We start from the raw sequence: 14,372 nt of genomic DNA on the forward strand, positions 1-14,372 counted from the left end.
GCACTGCCCCATCTTCAAGCAAGGAACAAGACAAAGATTAACGATTTAATGGGTACAGTAGATTTTCTAAGGAACGATACCATAGCCCCAAAATATCGTGTTTCGCAACCAACGTTGTTAGAGTATTTAACTTGTATTATTGAATCTCCTGAAAATCAAATCATAAGCCATTTACATTCATGTTAAAAATTTATGGTTTATGTTTATTTTCGCTGGTATTATTTTGAATGATTTTTATTGATTATTTCTTGTACTGTAGTTTTAATATTGCGATCATATTTTATATCTTTAAAAGTACCAGTATATGTCTTTTTATGAGATCCGGTTTTTATATCGAATAGTGCGATAGTATATTCACCTGAAGCCTTACCATTAGCAACAGTTCCATCTAAAGTCATATAGGCATCGTGTGCAGTAGCAAATCCTGTACCACCGTTTGATACTCGAACGGTATGCTCAGAAAAGAAGTCTCGAGTATTATCTAGGTATGAATTAAAGATAAAATCGCTTACAAGTTCCTTTGAGGAATTAGGTTGATCGACTTCTTGATAATAACGGTCTTCCGAAATAACTTCTAAATTTAGAGTTTGTAGATTTACAAAATAGTATCTTTCAGCAAGATCATATGTTGTAATAGAAACTGTTTTCGTTTGATTATTCCAATCAACCTTTGCACCAAGCGCTTCACTAATAAAACGAAGAGGTACTAGGGTTCTACCATTAATAATTTGAGGAGCAACGTCTAAAGCAATCTTTTGCCCGTTAACAGTGGCAGTCTTGCTACCAATTACTAAACCAATTTTTTTGGTACCTCGGACAGCTGTAATAGATTTTGTTTTTGCATCCCATTGTACTGTTGATTCTAATTCTTCGAAAATCGTTCGCATTGGTACTAAAGTTCGTCCATTAATAGATACTGCACCTTGGTCAAATCGTATAATATCACCATCAATTTCTACTTTAATAGCAGGTGCTGCCTCTGCAGAAGGGGCAAATGAGAAACTAATTAAACATAAAATAAGTGCTAGTGTAAGTCTAGATGTAATTTTTTTGATCACTTTAAATCTCCTTTAATCATAATTTAATTGGGTAAATAATAGATTGATTGTCAGCTAATAACGCTGATTTAAACCGACCGACCCTATCCCTTCTATCTGCGTAGGGTGTGAGCTTGTTTGAAAGGGGTGGTTTAATGAAGGACTTTTGATAGTCAGTTTTGAGGTGACTTGAAGCCTAATTCTACTGCTGGTTGTTGGTCGCTCTTATTTGTCTTTGACAAGCGAGTGGGGTCTTTGCCGTTCCTTAACGCCTTGCAATTATTTCTTCTAAATCTTCGTTTATGTATCTAACCTTCCTCTAACGTTTATTGTATTTATTATATAAGTGTTCCTCAAGGATAAGTATTTTCCTCCGTTATCATGATTTACCTATATGGTGCTGTAAGAAGCGCTTTTACCCTTAATCGTTTGTGCTTTTCGTATTATATTGGTATTAATATCGAAGAAGGATGGTCTCTTCGTTTATTTGCTAAGTAGACAGTATTTATATTTATCGCTGATACGATAAATAAACCGTAAAAAACTGTTAAGGCAAAAAACAGATACACAGGTAATTCAGTAACTATATACTATAAAAATAAAAATCATTATGTAGCAGTAGATAATGGTACTGGGGAAGTAATACAAGTTTCGAATTTAAATGATTAGAATTGGAAGTTTGTCCCTGATTTTTCAAAGTAAAAGGTGATGTTATGATAATAAAAAAAGAAGGTAAGATTAATGAAATAATCTATGAGAATACTACGTATCACAGTGGTAAATATAGTTTTTTCCCAATAATCACTAACTTGAATAGAATTTTAGAAAAAATAATCGAATCAAAGTCTACGACGGAGTACATTAGAATAACTCCTTTTTACAGAAATGAAAGAGTGGACATGCAGATTGAATTTGAAGAGTATATGTTTTATATAGAGTGTAGAGAAAATCTAAAGGAGAAAGAAGTGGAGAATCATCTACTTGATTGTTTAGATACGCATTATGAAACTATTACAATTAAGGAAATTGAAATGGGGAAAATACTCTATCCTTTATGTAAGTATGATGATGCAGAACAGTTTGGTTTTTCTTTTAAAAAATATCGTCAATATTTAGATGAACTTTTACCAGTGTTATTTGAAACTGCAAAAATAAAAATGCAACTAAAAGACGATGATTTAGCTTTTGGGTATTTTTGTTTTGAAGTTCATTCTGGATAGAGTTTGGTAAGTTATGAGTATTGAAGTTTTGATATATCATTTATTGACCTTGATTGCCTTAGTGCCTTTCAAGGTTTTTTCTTTAATCGAAGAAATAAAATATAATAGATCTTGGTAAAGATGCTGCTAAAAAGGTTTCAAATGCTATGAATAAAGGTTTTGTTAATAGTGGAAATGGCTTAAAAAAGGAAAAATGTTTTACCCGTATGAGATAAAAATTACGGTAAATATGATAACGCAAGAGTATATGGAAATATGGTTAAAAAGTCATGTCATATAGTCTTTACTTACTTTGAAAAAAACATTAATTAGGGAGGTTTCTATTATGCTAGACATAGATCAATTTAGAAGTTTAATAGAACAATGGAAGATTGAGAAACAAACTATAGAACAATTTTTGATTCACTTTAATATTTATATGTATGAACAGGAAGAGGAATTCTATTCGTATTTTGAAGAATTTGTGCAAACAGACTTAAATTATTATATTAAAAAAATCTCACTCTAATTGAGAAACTTTCCTGAACTCGATTACAATCACTTGGTTTCATATTTATGTATTGAGTACAAGGGAGAGGTAGTAGGAGAATTTAAGTTATATTTTACTCTAAATGGAGAGGTTGATGATTTTGATTTAATTATGTATTAGTTTACTGATCTCCAGATGAGAAGTTAACATATTTTTGCCCTTGATAAGATATTTATCAAGGGCTTATTTTTAGTTTCGAATAACCCGGTGACCTAGTTGTGAAATAAATGGATACAAAATGGGAGTCATTGGTTTTTAAAAGCAGAAGACAAAATGATGCTAATTCGGGTTATTTTAATGCTCTTGATTAGCCTAGGAATTGTGGTATATGACGCCTATGCAATTAGAGTGAGTACAAGAATTAATGGACAATTTAGGGCTGATGGTATACTGAAAAACGGTGTTATCCCACGGACGAAAATTCAACCACATAAATACTAGAAAAGAGGAAGATGTTTATATGTCATGGACTCATATTGTATTAGAAGGCTATTGCTCTTTTGAGGAAAATGAAGGAGAAGAGATACCAAAATGTTGCAGTGAGAAACCGGGTATTTTAGGTTACCATTGTTTGCAGGATGCTGTTAGCAAAAATAACATTTGTCCTTATTTTAGTTTTAATTCTGCAAGATCTACATTAGTGTTAACAGATAAAAATGGAAAAGCAATTGAATTTGATAGTTTTTTTGGTGATTTAGATTTGTCAGAAAAAGATTGGTTAGTACAGGAGGAGCGCTGGATTAAAAAATGGAGAAAAACAATAAAAAAAGAGAAGGAATAAAATATGATTTGTAGTATAAGGGGCGGTCATAAAGATTATTTTTGAATAGTGAAAGGCAAAAACGTAGATTTGAACTGCTCACTGTCAATAAGCAGCTATAAAAAAGACTAAGCAGAATGTCGAACTTGAATAATTTTTGATTTGGAGTGATTTTTTTGATAGTTCCTGTTTTGAAAAGAATTCTATTACGTGGTGAGCCTGAGATAGTAGATGATTTCGTACTCCCTGCAAGTGCAGATATAGGGACTGCTGATTCAGAGGGAGTTGAATATTTTTATTTTAGGATTATGACACCTAAAAGATTACTTTCAATTTTAGAAGGAGATAAGTTACTAGATGGCAGAGCAACTTTTTTGGTAAATGAACTTGATTTGACGTTGATAGAAAAAGAAATAAATTTAATATTGGAAGATTGTATACGGCCAACTTGGGATGAGGTAGCTAAGGCTATTAATCGTCACCTGAATTGGGAATATGATAACATCCAATACGAAACGCTTGATGAGGCTATGGGAAAACTAAAAAAAGATACTTGATTTTAGAAGACCTTGGGGACGGCAATCCTCAAGGTCTTACTTTTACCCTCAAGTTGATTGTAGTGGAGACTGGGCGACTCCTTTGGAATCAGCAATAGGGGAACGAAGGCTAAAATCATCACATCCTGTGATAACGCCTTCGTGACCAACATCGTGCTGCTACTGTCGCTGCGCTTTCGCACAAACAAAACCCTCTGCTGCCGCTACGTTGCACTCACGCTTTCGCGCAAAAGACATCTGTTGGCCCGAGACTCTGCAGCATAGCGGATGTTTTCTGTGCGAAAGCGTAGTGCTAACGTAGCGGCAGCACCTAAAGCGGCTCATCGGACGCCCCAGGAAGCTTTGCTCTGTGCGAAAGCGAAGCGGCAGCTACAAAGCGCCCAGTCGGAAAGAAAATCAACCACACGTTATGCTGAAGTGCTAAATTTCTTGAAAGCAAGTTTCTTTGATTCCCCATAATGATTCGTTCTTTTAGGTGAAAACTATAAGTAGAATGAACACACTTAAGAGATGAATAGAAGAAGTTCCTAGGGGCTTGGAAGACCCGTAAATCACCATGGAGCTTTTGCAGGAATGTTGCCTTAGGCTAACAGTACCTATTTCTACTTTTTTCAATAAGAATGCCACATTTTGGGCTTTTTTCGTGTTAATATGGTAAATAGTAGTTAGTAAATTTTTGTAGAAAAAAGGAGATAGGGATGTTAAACAAATTAAAGGCTTTATGTATGGTGGCAGCTCTTGTTTTTGCTTTCGTATTGTCTGGACAAACTTCTGCGTCAGCTGCTACTGACAAAGGAATTCAGATACGAAATAATGTTACGATTAATATCGATGGAGAAACGATTCAAATTAATGATCCCATTTTAGATAAAGCGGATCACCTTCTTTTACCTATGAGAGCTTTATATGAGGCGATTGGTGCAAGTGTTGACTGGAACAAGGAAACACTTACTGCATCAGCTAATCGAAATGGCAAAGTTATTAATTTAACAATTGATTCTATGACAGCCTTAGTAGATGGACAAGAGGTAGAGATGGATGTTGCGCCAATCATCTATAAAGATAGAATATATATGCCATTACGCTTTGTTACTGAAAACTTAGATGGAAATGTCAGCTGGGACCCTACTACGCAAACTGTTGATATTTTATTAGATGGTTCTTCAGAGAAACCTCAAGAAGATCCATATATCTTACATGTAAATAATAAGCGTATTGTAATGGATGATCCAATTATTACGAAAGAATCTAGAACCTATATTCCAGCGGATTATTTATCCGATTATTTAGATGATTCGGCTGGTAATTGGCTGCCAGATAAATCATTTGAATTACAAATTGCTGCGACAAGCTTTGTCTTCAAGGACGGTAGTAATAACATTTTGATCAACAATGAATCTGTAACAATAGAAGAAAAGCCATTTATTCAAAAAGGTAAAATGTACGTTCCTATTACTTTTGTTGTCAATACATTGGGAGGAAACCTACGTTATATTAGCGAAAAAAGAGAAATGTATATTTATGTTTATCGCTATATGTATACAAGTGAGTTCCTAGAAAAATCTTTTGGTAGTACATCATATCCTCAACCTGTTCCTTCTGCTCGTTATGAAGGAGATCGTGATTTGATGGTCAGTGATAATCCAGAAAATTTAACACACAGTCTATTACCTAAATCAAATTCTACGCTTGCACAATATCAAGTTAAATCCACTTCAGCTACAAATAAGCATCGAGTATTTGGCTGGCATTTAAATAAGCTTGGAGCGGCAGTAAAGATTGGTATTACAATTGAAAATACTTCAAGCTCTGAAAGTATTAAGGTCAGCAGTTCTAAAGGGATTACGCAAATGACTGGGAATGACTGGTTTGGTCATGATATTGGTTTAACGCTTGCAGATGCAACGTTAAATGGAAAGCTTAAAAAATCTGATAGTACAGGTATTGTGATTGCACCAGGAGAAACAAAGCTGATTGAAACATACGAGTTGTTCGATAATTATGTCATTGGATTTTTACAGGACATCGATATTCAAGCTGTTAATGGTGGAAGTACGGACTATATGATTCGAACAGTATTAACGAAGAGTAATAGTGATTTAACAAAGATCAAAACGGACGCGGTGGCAATTGATGAATATGCGATGCATCCACGAGGTGCTTGGCCAAGTGCTACTATTCAAGCAGATCTTCCAGCATATACAGTAGATACACAAGAGGTAGGTTATAACGTTTCAAATGGACGAACAGATCATTTGCAAACGGCAGAAAATTCACTGTCACAAATCAATGGTGCAGTGGGGAATCCTGGTCACTTCGGTATGAACTATAAAGTAATGATTCCACTTATAAATGATTCAGGAAAAACAAAAACGATCAGGGTTAAGTTAACTGGTCGAGGTGGCTTATACAGTGGTGCAGTGAAGTTCAACGGCAAAGTTTACTTAGTGCCTTCGTTGCGAACAAGCTCAGAATATGTTGAGTTTGAATACAAGATGAAGCGTCCATCAGATCAGCTTGAATTAGAACTTATTCATGCAGGCGGAGCAAATCTTCCAGTAGCCATTTATGTAGAAACAAAATAATATAGTCCCTGGCACGAATGTTTTTCACAACATAACTTCGTGCCATACTTTTTAATTCGAAATGAAGAATATAAGAAAACTAGTACCAACTGCTGTAATATAAAAAGTCTATTCTAACATCTCCGAAACAAGCGAATATATTGGACGAGAACAATCGTGACGTAATGATTTCACCAATAAAGCATTTCCTCCAAATAATTTAAACTCCGTAATGTTCGTATTCCATTTTTCGTTTGGAGCATTTGCTTTAAATGGGCGATCTAAATGATTCGGTGCGATTTTATCAACTGTTCTTTTGCGAGATTTATATTTTTTCGAACAAGGCATTTTAAAGTAATAAGTGTCAGTTTCTAAGACGAGTGATTGTTAATTTTATGTTTCTTTCCCTATATATAGCTATACCTGTAAGGAAAGAATTAATGGACATTCAAGAGATTGAAAGAAGAAGTTCATAGGTGTTGGAAAAACCTAAGATTTCCATGCATCTTTTGCATGAATAGGGTTTAGGTTCCAGTACCCAATTCGACTTTTTTCGATTTAAGTACCACTTTTTGGACTTTTTTCATGTTAAGATACCCTATAGATTAATTATGGAAAAAGGAGTTTGAGATGTTTAATAAATTTAAGACAACATGTATGATTACCGCAGTTGCTTTGGCTACGATATTACCTGGACAAGCCTCTGCATCAGCAGCTAGTGACAAGATTCATATTAAGAATAATGTTTCTATTAATATCAATGGTGAGAAGCTCAAAATGAATGATCCGGTTTTAAATAAATCCGATTATATCTTTTTACCTATGAGAGCTTTGTATGAGGCGGTTGGTGCGAGTGTGGACTGGAAGAAAGAAACACTTACTGCGTCAGCTATTCGAGATGGCAAGTCGGTTAATTTAACAGTAAATTCAAAGACTGCCTTAGTGGATGGACAAAAGGTGCCAATGGTTGTTGCACCATTTATGTATAAGGATCGCACTTACATGCCATTGCGTTTCGTTAGTGAAAATTTTGGTGGTAACGTGAACTGGAATCCTACTACACAAACTGTTGATATTTCCTTAACAGATGAGACTCAAGGAGACCCATATATTTTACATATTAATAACGAACGTATTGTAATGCAGGATCCAATTATCGTAAAGCAATCGAGAACCTATATTCCGGCTAATTATATATATGATAACTTAGAAGATTCTTCTGGCACATTGTTACCAGATAAATCGTTTGAATTGCAAATTGCGGGAACGAGCTTTCTTTTCAAGGAAAATAGTAACCAAGTTCTAGTAAATGATGAAGTTGTGACAATGGAAGAAAAACCATTTATGCAAAATGGAAAAATGTATGTTCCTGTTAGTTTTATTGTCAACACATTAGGCGGGAATTTACGTTATATCGAAAATAAAAGAGAATTGTACATTTATGTCTATCAATATATGTATACAAGCTCCTTCCTTGAAAAATCTTATGGTGCTACAGCAAGGCCTATAAATGTTCCTTCTGCTCGTTTAGAAGGAGATCGTGATTTATTGATAAGTGATAATCCAGAAACGTTAACGAACAAGCTGATTCCTAACTCTAATGCTACACTTTCCCAATATCAAGTGAAAGCAACAGCAGCTACAAATAAACATCGAGTATTTGGCTGGCATTACAATACGTTAGGGACAGATGTACAAATCGGTATTACAGTTCAAAATACTTCTAGTACTGAAAGCATCAAAGTAATCGACTCTAAAGGGACTAGCCAACAAACGGGAAATAGCTGGGTTGGCCATGATATTGGGTTAACTATTGCTGATGCAACGTTTAATAATAAATATAAAAAATCTAGCAGTAAAGGGATTGTCATCGCACCAGGAGAAACAAAGGTAATCGAATCCTATGGTTTGCACCGTGATTATATCATTGGATTTTTACATGAGCTAGATATTCAAGCTGTCAATGGTGGGACTCCAGAGTATACGATTCGCACAGTATTAACAAAGAATAATAGTAATTTAACAAGCATTTTATCAGATCCTGTTCCGATTGATGTATCTGCGATGCACCCACGAGGTGCCTGGACGAGCTCTACTATTCAAGCAGATCTTCCTGCTTATACAGTAGATTCACCAGAAGTAGGTTATAGCATCTCAAATGATCGAACAGACAATTTGCTAACAGCACAAAATTCACTGTCACAAATCAATGGTGCAATAGGGAATCCAGGTCATTTCGGAATGAACTATAAGGTGTCGATTCCACTTGTGAATCCAACTGGACAGACAAAAACGATCAAGCTTAAATTAGCTGGTCGAGGTGGCATCTATAGTGGTGCAGTAAAGGTCAATGGCAAAGTGTATCTAGTGCCTACATTGAGAGTAGGTACAGAATATGTTGAATTGCCAGATTACAAGATGAAGGGTTCATCTGAAACGATTGAGTTAGAATTCATGCATGCCGGAGGAGTAAATCTTCCAGTAGCTATTTATGTAGAAACAAAATAAATGAAGTCCCTGGCACGAATGAGTTTCACAATATGACTTCGTGCCATACTTTTTGATTCGGAGTTGAAGAAATTGGCAAAAAAACTAGTAACAATTGTTGTAGCATGTTTCGTTTTAATGCTAGCAGTAAATCCAAGCTATGCAAATGCAGCAGTTTTTGATAATAAAGTAAAAGAAGAAAAGAAAGAAATATCGCCACAAGTAATGCACATACAGCAAACTTTTAATTCTAATTCTGTTCGTGAGTTTGTCAATGTTTTAGATGTTAATTTAAATAATACATATACTAAACTTGAAATCGGTGTTCCGAAACCGATTAACTCACTTTTAACAACGACGAATATGGCAAAGCAAAACACATATGATGGACATCGCGTTGTTGGTGCTGTCAATGCATCTTATTTTTTAGGAAATGGTATGCCAGCCAACTTGTTAGCTGAAAAAAACGAAATTATTAACTATGGTATTTTGGGAGATACATATGATAGTCCAACACAAAAGCCTGTTGCTTTTGGTCTATCAAAAACAGGGAAGGCAATCGCAGACTATTATTCTACGAATCTATCTTTTCAAGTAAATGGTAAAAGTTATCCGATTGATCTGATCAATACAGAAAGAAAGACAGATAAAATAGTATTATATACACCTGATAAACGTACAACAGGTACAAATAATTGGGGTATCGAAATTGTTGTCTCAAATGCTAGTCAAGATATGAAAGTATTACATTTCGGAGATCAGCTTTCAGGGACGGTTTCAAAGGTAACGGCGTATGGTGCAGAAGGGAATTCAACAGTTCCATCTGATGGCTTTGTTATTTCGGTGCAAAATAAAGAGTTAGCAGCCGAATTAAGTAGCCAAATAGCTGCGGGGACAAACATTGATGTGAATCTATCTATTGATGAGAAATGGATGGATGCTCAATTTATTTTAGCTGCAGGACCTATGTTGGTTAAAAATGGAAAAGTGGAAATTTCTATGCCAACGAACTCTGGATTTGCTTCAACGCGCAGTCCTCGTACTGCGGTGGCAGTAGATGCAACTGGTACAAAAGTGTCTCTTGTAACAGTAGATGGTAGATTAAGTGGTCATAGTAATGGCACTAATTTAACAGATTTAGCTTCTTATTTAATTTCACAAGGTGCTTCTTCAGCCATTAACCTTGATGGAGGCGGCTCTACAGCGATGGTTGCTCGAAATCCGGGTGGCTATTATGCGAACCTTGTGAATAAACCTTCAGAAGGCAGCGAGCGACGTGTGTCAGCCATTTTACAGGTTGTCAATACAGCGCCACCAGGGAAAGCAAAATCTATTACGTTAAACAATGTGAACCAAGTTATGAAAGGTTCATCCGTTGACATGAAAGTAGCTAGTGCTTACGATCAATACTTAAATCCTATGACAATCAGCCCGTCTAAGATGAACTGGACGGTTGAGGGCAATATCGGTAAGATGGACGGTGCAACCTTCACAGCTACGCAAAAAGGGGAAGGCAAAATTATCGGTGAGTATGACGGTGTGCGAACATCAACAACTGTAAAAGTGGTTGATTTAGCAGAAAAACCTATTTTACTAGATAGCTTCGATAATGCTTCATCATGGACAGTGGAAGTTGCAAAAGCAAATGCTTCAGTAACAAATTCTAAAGACTATGCTAGACAGGGAACGGCTAGCTTAAAGTTAAATTATGATTTTACAACAGCAGGATCTGATACGAAAGCAGCCTATATGGTAGCTAAATCACCGATTCCTCTTAATGGAAAGCCAAATAACATAGGCGTTTGGGTATTTGGCGATGGTGGAAAGCAATGGCTTCGTGGAGTACTTGTAGATGGTTCAGGAGCAAAACAGACAATTGATTTCACTAGCCAAGGCGGTATGGACTGGAATGGTTGGAAGTATGTCACTGCGAAAATCCCAAATGATGTGACACTACCATTGAAGTTCGAACGATTATACGTTGCACAGCCTACAGCCTCTCTTCAAAAGAAAGGTCAACTGTATTTCGATCAATTACAAGCTGTGTATCAAGACAATCATGAGGAATTAGTCTACACAGATGTAGCGAAAGGTTATTGGGCTTTCTCAGAAATCCAAAGCTTGTATAATAAATCTCTTATTAAAGGATACGAGAATGGAACATTTAAACCAGAAGCGTCCATTACACGTGCAGAGGCAGCTACTATTATTGCAAGGGCTCTTAATTTAACAACATCGAAAGAGTCGAACTTTAAAGATGTTAGCAAGGACCATTATGCATACAGCTCCATTGCTGCAGTAGAGCAAGCTGGGATTATTAAAGGGCAAGAAGTAGGGAAGTTCAACCCGAACGGAAAGCTTTCACGTGCTGAAATGTCGGCAATTTTAACAAGAGCTTTTAAATTAACAGGCTCAGGTAAAGTAAACTTTACAGATGTTAAATCGACGCATTGGGCGTATAGCGATATCCAAGCGCTTGTAGCAAATAACTTAACAAGCGGCTTCCCAGATAATACATTCAGACCAAACTCACAAATTACGCGTGCAGAATTCTCAAGCTTCTTGAATAGATCCTTATCATTAAAATAATAAAAGCACAAATGACAAACCCCTGTAGGATTGAAAACTACAGGGGTTTGGTATTTTGCAATGTTCTAGTATTTTTATGGGTGACGCTTCATGCACAGTTTCGTGTGTGAATCTTTTTTTGCTCTTTGGCAGGTGGATGTCGATAAAAATTAAAAGTTGGGTGATAAAACGTAAAAGTGTTTCGATAAAACTCAAAAGTTTGATGACATTTTGTTAAAACGTATGTCATGTGAAGTAGTTGATTGGAGTGGAGGCTGGGTGACTCCTCTGGGATCAGCAATAGAGGAACGAAGGCGTTATCACGTCCTGTGATAACGCCTTCGTGAACAACATCCTGTTGGCCCGAGACCCTGCAGCGTAGCGGATGTTTTCTGTGCGAAAGCGTAGTGCTAACGAAGCGTCAGCACCAAAAGCGGCTCATCGGGCGCCCCCAGGAAGCTTTGCTCTGTGCGAAAGCGAAGCGTCAGCAACAAAGCGCCCAGCCGGAACGGAAATCAACCCCTCGCTTTGGCGAAAAGTCATACTTTATTTAATAAGTCATTTAGTCTTTTTTATCATCACCAATGAAAAAATCCGCATTGATTTCTGTGAGGAGAGCAAACCGTTGCTGCTCTTTTCCTGCTCACAGAAATTGAAGCGGATTTATTCATAGTATGTTATTTAGAAAACAATATATTTAACATAGTGTTTCCAATCTAATTTCTTGAAATGTTTCCATTGAATTTTCTCGACAGGCATTGTACGGAAAGCATAGGCTGTAAGATTACGTTGTTTATCGGATAGCATAGGTGTTCCTTCATCTAAACTGTCAGTAAAAATAGCTGACTGTGCAGTTTTAAAGTTAACATGAATATCCTTCATGTCGATTTTTCCATCCGGTCCAACAATGTATATTTTTTTACCTTTCTTTTTAGTAGCATGCACCCACGATTTATCTATTTTATAAGAATCAGATGCTTCGTTGACAATAATAGAGGCTTTGCCAGTAGTCGAAAATGGAATGTCCTCCATTGCTTCATCTTGTTGCAACACTACTTCATAATTCGTTGGTTGAGGTAAATCTGTTGTTTTTGCAAGTTCATTCCCCCAGATAGAAGAATCATCTGTTGCAATCGTTTGTTTTTCTAGTACAGTACCAGATAAGGAATCTTTCATATGTTTTACTTTAAAATCAACGGTTTGGCCTTCCGATACTTTTTGCCATTCATCTTCTGATAAATAGGCAAGCATCGTTTTTTCAGTAGAATAGATTTCAAATGTAACTGTCCCAGATTCTTCTTTAACGGCTGCAATAACACCGTCCACTGGGCTAACGACACCTTCGCGAGCCTGTATTTGTTCAATTTGTGCATCCATTAGCGCAATTTGACGATCTGTTTCGGCAATATGTCGATTCAAAAGGGCTATTGCTGTCGATGGTGAACTTTGCTGTCCTAGCTCCAATTGTAGTGTGACAGATAATGTGCCGTTTATTTGGTCCGTATTGACGGAGCTTTTCGGATCAGCATCATCATAATCATTCTCGATTTGAGAAAGCGCATCTTCTAAATCACTTCGTTCAGTTTCATAGGCTGCACGTTCTGCCTCAAGCTTTGTTAACTCATTATCAATTTCTTCTGTTTTAAAGGAAGCTAGTACATCATTAGGAGATACTTTTTGGCCACGCTTTACATTCACTGCGGATAAGCTTGTCGCATCGGCTGTAAGTGTGTATGTTTCAGCTGGTGCAACAATCGTTTCCTTTTTGACACGCTCTGTATTTGTACCTTTATAAGCTTTTTGAAATTCATCGATAAAGTAGGATCGTGTAATTTTGCTATCGTCTTTAAAGACAAAATAAGCATTTACGCCGACTAATAGCATTGTCAATACGATGGTCAAGCTTGTCCAAGGCTTTGATTTGATAAATGCCATTATCCTAACCCCCTAATAATCCATTCTTTAATTGGTAATACACTAATCAGACCAACAAATAAGGCCATGAATAATTGTATGCCGATAATTTTTACGACTAATATTTTTCTGCTCGCCTCTTCCTCCCATTTAGAAAGGAATGTGTACTGTACAACAATTGTTAGCATAGTCGCCACTGTCAATTGATTAAGTGAGAATAAGACATAATCCGTACTCATCATCTGCAATGCAAGAGGCGCTAATGAAAAGAATGAAAAGAGTGTTGTATAGCCGGTTAAGTAGAATACAACAAACAAGATAGTTTTTTCGATTAATAAAAATGTGACAACATATAATTGGACTTTTTTAATCCATGTATAGGGAATGTCCGTTAATAGATGTAAAAGGTAGGTAACACCGTAATAATGGAAGCAAAAATAGACAATAGCCCATAAAATGGCACCAAGCATCGAAAGGTAACGAGCCACGTAGTATTCATTATGTAAATCCATTGCGAACAATGTCGTTAAAGTTTCAGTACCCATCCCCCAATATTCACGAGCAGTAAATAACAGAATGAATAAGATGAAAACCGTTAACGAACGTCTTTTGTATCCAATAATCTCACCTTCTTCTACAATTTTAGTAAAGTAGGTTGGATTTTTTAAGCTATGCCAAAATTTATAACGGTAAAACATATACAGTTTCCTCTCTTCCAAAATAGTAAATATCAAAG

At 36.2% G+C, this 14,372-nt stretch carries 10 protein-coding genes and 2 pseudogenes; 8 read left to right on the forward strand and 4 right to left on the reverse strand.

All coding sequences use genetic code 11. From position 1 onward, the window contains the following. Nucleotides 1–218 precede the first annotated feature (218 nt). Complete coding sequence (locus ACQKN4_RS00825) at nucleotides 219–1,058, reverse strand: copper amine oxidase N-terminal domain-containing protein (protein WP_427481701.1); 840 nt, start codon at nucleotides 1,056–1,058, stop codon at nucleotides 219–221. A 561-nt stretch (nucleotides 1,059–1,619) separates the two neighbouring features. Here ACQKN4_RS00825 and ACQKN4_RS00830 point away from each other — a divergent pair. The 6 genes and pseudogenes from ACQKN4_RS00830 to ACQKN4_RS00855 form a co-directional block, all read left to right on the forward strand. After that, nucleotides 1,620–1,706 (forward strand): annotated as a pseudogene (locus ACQKN4_RS00830) (colicin E5-related ribonuclease); the annotation flags it as partial. A 44-nt stretch (nucleotides 1,707–1,750) separates the two neighbouring features. Beyond that, nucleotides 1,751–2,257, forward strand: coding sequence for a hypothetical protein (locus ACQKN4_RS00835; protein ID WP_427481703.1), 507 nt, complete (start codon nucleotides 1,751–1,753; stop codon nucleotides 2,255–2,257). A gap of 325 nt (nucleotides 2,258–2,582) precedes the next feature. Then, nucleotides 2,583–2,765: a hypothetical protein gene (locus ACQKN4_RS00840; RefSeq protein WP_427481705.1), complete on the forward strand. Its 183-nt coding sequence runs from the start codon at nucleotides 2,583–2,585 to the stop codon at nucleotides 2,763–2,765. A gap of 481 nt (nucleotides 2,766–3,246) precedes the next feature. Next, entirely contained in the window at nucleotides 3,247–3,567 is a 321-nt protein-coding gene (locus ACQKN4_RS00845) for a hypothetical protein (protein WP_427481707.1), read from the forward strand. A 155-nt stretch (nucleotides 3,568–3,722) separates the two neighbouring features. Next, on the forward strand, nucleotides 3,723–4,103 hold the full coding sequence (locus ACQKN4_RS00850) for an Imm8 family immunity protein (RefSeq protein ID WP_427481709.1): 381 nt from the start codon (nucleotides 3,723–3,725) through the stop codon (nucleotides 4,101–4,103). A gap of 698 nt (nucleotides 4,104–4,801) precedes the next feature. Next, nucleotides 4,802–6,688 (forward strand): stalk domain-containing protein, encoded by a 1,887-nt coding sequence (locus ACQKN4_RS00855; protein WP_427481710.1) that lies wholly within the window; start codon nucleotides 4,802–4,804, stop codon nucleotides 6,686–6,688. 111 nt (nucleotides 6,689–6,799) lie between these two features. On the opposite strand, the pseudogene ACQKN4_RS00860 reads toward ACQKN4_RS00855, so the two are convergent. Beyond that, nucleotides 6,800–7,003: pseudogene (locus ACQKN4_RS00860) on the reverse strand (IS3 family transposase); the annotation flags it as partial. A 294-nt stretch (nucleotides 7,004–7,297) separates the two neighbouring features. Here ACQKN4_RS00860 and ACQKN4_RS00865 point away from each other — a divergent pair. Beyond that, a complete protein-coding gene (locus tag ACQKN4_RS00865) occupies nucleotides 7,298–9,175 on the forward strand; it encodes a copper amine oxidase N-terminal domain-containing protein (protein ID WP_427481712.1) in 1,878 nt (625 codons plus the stop codon). 72 nt (nucleotides 9,176–9,247) lie between these two features. After that, on the forward strand, nucleotides 9,248–11,743 hold the full coding sequence (locus ACQKN4_RS00870) for an S-layer homology domain-containing protein (protein WP_427481714.1): 2,496 nt from the start codon (nucleotides 9,248–9,250) through the stop codon (nucleotides 11,741–11,743). 660 nt (nucleotides 11,744–12,403) lie between these two features. Here the strand turns inward: ACQKN4_RS00870 and ACQKN4_RS00875 are convergent. Further along, nucleotides 12,404–13,657 (reverse strand): HlyD family secretion protein, encoded by a 1,254-nt coding sequence (locus ACQKN4_RS00875; RefSeq protein ID WP_427481715.1) that lies wholly within the window; start codon nucleotides 13,655–13,657, stop codon nucleotides 12,404–12,406. After that, nucleotides 13,657–14,334: a hypothetical protein gene (locus ACQKN4_RS00880; protein ID WP_079559455.1), complete on the reverse strand. Its 678-nt coding sequence runs from the start codon at nucleotides 14,332–14,334 to the stop codon at nucleotides 13,657–13,659. The genes ACQKN4_RS00875 and ACQKN4_RS00880 overlap by 1 nt, the downstream gene beginning before the upstream one ends. Between the last annotated feature and the right edge of the window lie 38 nt (nucleotides 14,335–14,372).

The organism is Lysinibacillus sp. NPDC093692 (assembly GCF_050280125.1).
GTDB lineage: Bacteria > Bacillota > Bacilli > Bacillales_A > Planococcaceae > Lysinibacillus.